This is a genomic window from Vibrio sp. 10N.286.46.A8 (genome assembly GCF_041470165.1).
In the GTDB taxonomy this organism is placed as follows: Bacteria; Pseudomonadota; Gammaproteobacteria; order Enterobacterales; family Vibrionaceae; genus Vibrio; species Vibrio tasmaniensis_A.
On record NZ_JBFRLX010000037.1, the window covers coordinates 1 to 5,667 of the forward strand.

The 5,667-nt window shown below is 43.0% G+C and carries 5 protein-coding genes; 2 read left to right on the plus strand and 3 right to left on the minus strand.

Translation table 11 applies throughout. The features are described from left to right. Window positions 1-498, plus strand: a 498-nt coding sequence (gene fldA, locus AB4232_RS04930) for a flavodoxin FldA (protein WP_372086412.1), incomplete at its 5' end; no start/stop codon positions are given. Window positions 499-594: 96 nt separating this feature from the next. Here fldA and AB4232_RS04935 read toward each other — a convergent pair. Continuing rightward, window positions 595-1,101 carry a DUF4442 domain-containing protein gene (locus AB4232_RS04935; protein WP_009847330.1) on the minus strand — a complete coding sequence of 169 codons (507 nt, stop codon included), beginning with the start codon at window positions 1,099-1,101 and terminating at the stop codon, window positions 595-597. 207 nt (window positions 1,102-1,308) lie between these two features. On the opposite strand from AB4232_RS04935, the gene fcrX reads away from it, so the two are divergent. After that, a complete protein-coding gene (fcrX, locus tag AB4232_RS04940) occupies window positions 1,309-1,758 on the plus strand; it encodes a ferric iron uptake transcriptional regulator FcrX (RefSeq protein WP_004734226.1) in 450 nt (149 codons plus the stop codon). Between the two features lie 199 nt (window positions 1,759-1,957). Here fcrX and glnS read toward each other — a convergent pair whose 3' ends face one another. Further along, on the minus strand, window positions 1,958-3,625 hold the full coding sequence (gene glnS, locus AB4232_RS04945) for a glutamine--tRNA ligase (RefSeq protein WP_017096862.1): 1,668 nt from the start codon (window positions 3,623-3,625) through the stop codon (window positions 1,958-1,960). 302 nt (window positions 3,626-3,927) lie between these two features. Continuing rightward, a complete protein-coding gene (gene nagE / locus AB4232_RS04950) occupies window positions 3,928-5,487 on the minus strand; it encodes an N-acetylglucosamine-specific PTS transporter subunit IIBC (RefSeq protein WP_029222967.1) in 1,560 nt (519 codons plus the stop codon). Window positions 5,488-5,667 lie beyond the last annotated feature (180 nt).

Below are 5,667 nucleotides of genomic sequence, written 5' to 3' on the forward strand. Positions count from 1 at the left end.
GGTAACACTGAAGCTGTTGCTAAGATGATTCAAAAGCAATTGGGCAAGCAGCTCGTTCAAGTTCAAGACATTGCAAAAAGCAGCAAAGAAGATATCGATAACTTCGATCTGCTGCTGCTTGGTATCCCTACGTGGTACTACGGCGAAGCACAATGTGATTGGGATGACTTTTTCCCTGAGCTAGAAGCTATTGATTTCTCAACTAAGCTTGTTGCGATTTTTGGTTGTGGCGACCAAGAAGATTACGCAGAATACTTCTGCGATGCTATGGGTACTATCCGTGATATCGTTGAAGCAAAAGGCGGAACTATCCTAGGTCACACGTCAACTGAAGGCTACGAATTCGAAGCATCGAAAGGTTTAGTTGAAGGCGATGACAGCCAGTTTGTTGGTCTATGTATCGATGAAGACCGTCAACCAGAGCTGACTGATGAGCGTGTATCTAACTGGGTTAAACAAATCCACGAAGAGATGTGCCTAGCAGAGCTTGAAGACTAATTCATTAGCGGTCATTAATTGTTACAATTAATGACCGTTATGTAGATATGAAAAAACCTCCTTATAGGAGGTTTTTTTCTATTCAATATTTATCAATCAACACTCAGCTTCTAATGCTTCGTCATCCTCTCTAAATTGTGGCTTCTTTCTCACATAGAGAGTTCGCTGAATTTCCGAAACCACACTTCCCTGCTTATCTTTAACGTGGATGATAAATTCGGGGAAACACTTCTCACCAAGTTGTGTCTGACGATAGATATCCTCAAGTTGCCCTTGGCTTATCTCAAAGTCTGCATACAAGTCGGATTGACCAGGCTTGATAAAGTTAATACTCGCCTCTTTATCCCAAACATAATATCGCTCACCTAAAATCCCCATTAACATTAACGAGTAAACGGGATCGGTAAGAGAAAAGATACTGCCGCCATATTGAGTCCGATTAGCGTTCTTATTCCACCACCGCAACTTGAGCACAGTCTTAACAACCCTAAAGTCAGCGCTAATGTGAGCTATTCGAATTCCCGAGCCCCAAAAGGGAGGCCAAATATTGAGTGCAAATTTTACAATATTGGGTTTATATATTTTTGCGAGTTGCTTATTCATAACAACAATCCATGTTCATATCAAAAAACACCGTCACCTGACTGGTCGTACCTCCACTATAAGTGAGATACTTCCAATTTACAAAACAGATTGTGATGTCAGTGAGTAACCCTTTGAAGTTCGTGGTTTATTGTTATGCCTGACTAAACTATAATGGTATTAATATTGAATTCTGTTAATTGCTGCAGATCATCAACAGGAAAGTATATGTCAGACAATAATCAAGCGCTAAAAGATGCTGGTCTTAAAGTGACCCTCCCACGGCTCAAAATTTTAGAAGTATTACAACAACCAGACTGCCAACATATTAGTGCTGAAGATTTATATAAAAAGCTGATCGACTTAGGTGAAGAGATTGGTCTTGCGACCGTTTATCGCGTACTAAACCAATTCGATGATGCAGGCATTGTAACTCGTCACCACTTTGAAGGTGGTAAGTCTGTATTCGAACTTTCAACACAGCATCACCACGATCACCTAGTATGTTTAGACTGCGGTGAAGTTATCGAGTTCTCTGATGATCTTATCGAAGAAAGACAAAAAGAAATCGCTCAACGCTACAATGTACAGCTAACTAACCACAGTTTGTATCTGTATGGTAAAAGCATCACTGGGGATTGCAAAGGCAACCCAGACGCACATAAAGCGAAGAAGTAACACAGAACGCTGGCTTAGGCCGGCGTTTTTTATTTGGGCTGATATTGTATTAAGAATCACAGTAGCTTGGCCCACAATTTGGTTATTTCTCAGATACAAAAAAAACCGGCTCTAAGCCGGTTTTTTATTAAGCGTCTCTTGAGAAACTAAGCTCCGAGAAACAGAGCTTGGAAAAATAGAGTAGAGAAAAACAAAGCCATTAAGCCTCAGTTTTACCCCAAGTGTCACGTAGACCAACCGTGCGGTTGAATACTAGCGCGTCTGCTTTAGAGTCTTTCGAATCTACACAGAAATAACCTGTACGTTCAAACTGATACGCTTGCTCTGCCACACCTTCTGCTAGGCTAGGTTCAACAAAACCGTTTAGCGTAACAAGTGATTCAGGGTTTAGCGTTGCAGCGAAATCATCTGCAGCAGCAGGGTTTGGCACTGTGAATAGACGATCGTACAAACGAATCTCAGCAGGCAACGCTTTATCAGCAGATACCCAGTGAATAACGCCTTTCACTTTACGCCCATCTGCAGGGTTCTTACCCAATGTTTCATTGTCGTAAGAACAGAAGATAGTCGTAATGTTGCCTTCTGCATCTTTTTCGATACGTTCAGCTTTGATCACGTAAGCACCACGTAGACGAACTTCTTTACCTAGAACCAAACGCTTGTACTTTTTGTTTGCTTCTTCACGGAAGTCATCACGCTCAATCCAAACTTCACGTGTAAATGGTACTTCACGAGTACCCATTTCTGGCTTGTTCGGGTGGTTTGCTACCGTCAATGTTTCTACTGTATCAGCGTCGTAGTTTTCAATCACGACCTTGATCGGATCAAGAACAGCCATTGCACGGGGTGCATTTTCGTTCAGGTCATCACGGATACAAGATTCAAGTGAACCGAACTCAATCATGTTCTCTTGCTTAGTCACACCAATACGTTTACAGAATTCACGAATCGAGCTTGAAGTGAAGCCACGACGACGCAAACCAGAAATAGTTGGCATACGTGGATCGTCCCAACCTTCAACTAGGTTTTCAACCACAAGTTGGTTCAGCTTACGCTTCGACATTACCGTGTATTCAAGATTCAGACGACTAAACTCGTACTGACGAGGTTGGCAATCAATCGTGATGTTGTCTAGAACCCAGTCATACAAACGACGGTTATCTTGGAATTCAAGCGTACAGATAGAGTGCGTAATGCCCTCTAGCGCATCAGAGATACAGTGAGTAAAGTCGTACATTGGGTAAATGCACCACTTATCAGCAGTTTGATGGTGGTGAGCAAAACGAACACGGTAGATAACAGGATCGCGCATAACCATGAATGAAGAGCTCATGTCGATCTTAGCACGTAGACACACTTTACCTTCTTCAAAGCCACCGTCACGCATTTTTTCGAACAACGCTAAGTTCTCTTCAGGGCTGCGATCACGGTATGGGCTCGCTTTACCTGGCTCTTTTAGCGTGCCACGGTACTCACGGATTTGATCAGGACTTAGCTCGTCAACGTACGCTAAGCCTTTATTAATTAATTCCACAGCATAAGCGTAAAGCGTATCGAAGTAGTTTGATGAGTAACAAATATCACCAGACCATTCAAAGCCTAACCAGCTTACATCATTCTTAATTGACTCAACGTATTCAACGTCTTCTTTTTCAGGGTTTGTATCATCGAAACGAAGATTACATTGTCCCTGGTAGTCCTGAGCAATACCAAAGTTCAAGCAAATAGATTTAGCGTGACCAATGTGCAGGTAGCCATTTGGCTCCGGCGGGAAACGAGTATGCACGCTACTGTGTGTACCATCCGCTAAATCTTTATCGATAATTTGGCGAATGAAATTCGATGGACGAGCCTCAGCTTCACTCATCTATAGCACCTCTATGTATTTAGTATTGTCAGAGAAAGTTATCTTTTGTACCAATGAAAATGGTCGCTTACAGCGCCTGTCAAAGATAGAAAGATCATTGTTGCTAATCATCCACAATTCTTCGCCTTTGCACAATAAGAACCGTCCGTTAATTGCGATTATTTCTGCTATTCGATGAAGAATAGAACGAACCGGGTTCATTGACCTTAAACAGTAGGCACAAAAAAGCCTCCCGTTTGGGAGGCTTTCAATTTGAAACTTACTTAAGAGTAACTTTACTTCTTAATTAAGTACTTCCGTCACTATGGAAGTTTTACATCAGATAGGTCTTCACCTGCACCGATAGCTTTCATTTCGCCAGCTACGATTTCAGCTAGTGGGCCTAGGATAACCTGTAGGTTGTTTTCACCTAGTTTAACCACACCTTTAGCGCCAAGCTTCTTAAGAACAGCTTCATCTGCGATAGAGCGGTCTTTAAGAGTTAGACGTAGACGAGTGATACAAGCGTCGATTGAAGTTAGGTTGTCGTGACCACCTAGTGCTTTCAGGTATTGACGTGCAACTTCACCTTTTGGTGCGTCGCCAGCAGGAGCGGCTACAGCTTCGTCATCATCTTCACGACCAGGCGATTTCAAGTTGAAAGCGCGGATTGCGAAAGAGAAAGTGAAGAAGTATAGAGCACCGAAACCAAGACCGATTAGTAGTAGTACGAATGGTTTAGTTGCTAGACCCCAGTTCAATACGAAGTCGATAAGACCAGCAGAGAAACCGAAACCGTGCAGAGTACCAAACATGTTTGCAACTACTAGAGACAGACCTGTAAATACAGCGTGCATTGCGTATAGAGCAGGAGCTAGGAATACGAACATGAATTCTAGCGGCTCTGTGATACCTGTTAGGAATGAACAGAATGCAACTGAGAACAATGCGCCACCAACTTGGCTGCGTTTTTCAGCAGGAGCAGCTAGGTACATGGCAAGTGCAGCACCTGGTAGACCGAACATCATTACAGGGAAGAAACCGTTCATGAATACGCCAGCGCCTTTATCGCCACCGAAGAAACGGTGTAGGTCGCCAGATTTAACAGTTTCAGTCACTTCTTTAACTACAGTAGTGATTTCTGGAGTTACAGAGTTAGCGAATGTGAATGTGTGCTCTTGGCCAACAACTAGAGTTTTAGCTAGTGATGGGTCAACACAAAGTTGAGTGATGTTAGCGAATGCGCCTTGACCAGCAACGATGATTTCTTGACATGTACCCATACCGAACCAGAAGTATGAGTTCAATACGTGGTGTAAACCTACAGGGATAAGTGCACGGTTAAGAGTACCGTAAACGAATTGACCAATAGCGCCAGACGTTGATACTGCGTGAGCCAGTGCGTCTAGACCAGATTGAACACCAGGCCAAACCACACCAGACACAGCACCTGCAACAAGTGCAAATAGACCAGCCATGATAGGTACTAAACGTTTACCCGCAAAGAAAGCCAGCCACTCAGGAAGACGTGTTGCATGGAAAGCGTTGTAAGAGTGACCTGCGATGATACCAGCGAAGATACCGCCAAAGAATGACATGTTTACGTCAGCGTTAATTGTTGTTGCTGTCGCTGTTAGTACGAAGTAAGCAACTGCACCAGCAAGACCTGCTGCGCCGTTACCGTCTTTAGAAAGACCAATCGCGATACCTAGACCAAATAGCAATGGTAGGTTACCGAAGATAGCTCCACCAGCTTCTGCCATGAATGGAATATCAAGTAAATCGCCTTGACCTAAACGTAGTAGAAGCGCCGCAATCGGAAGTGTTGCGATAGGTAGCATTAATGCCTTACCTAGCTTCTGTGCATATCCTAGAATATTCACCAGTTGTTTCCCCCTATAGGATTTTTTAGAATTCATTTGAGAAACTTATTTTAGTCGCTCAATTTAGTCCTATTCAGTGTATTCAATTAATTTTGCCCCGCAAATTAAAACCTTACCATTTGTGATCCTAATCACCAGTTTTTACCAAATCCAGAGGTTTTTGCTAGCGAGATCATAAAA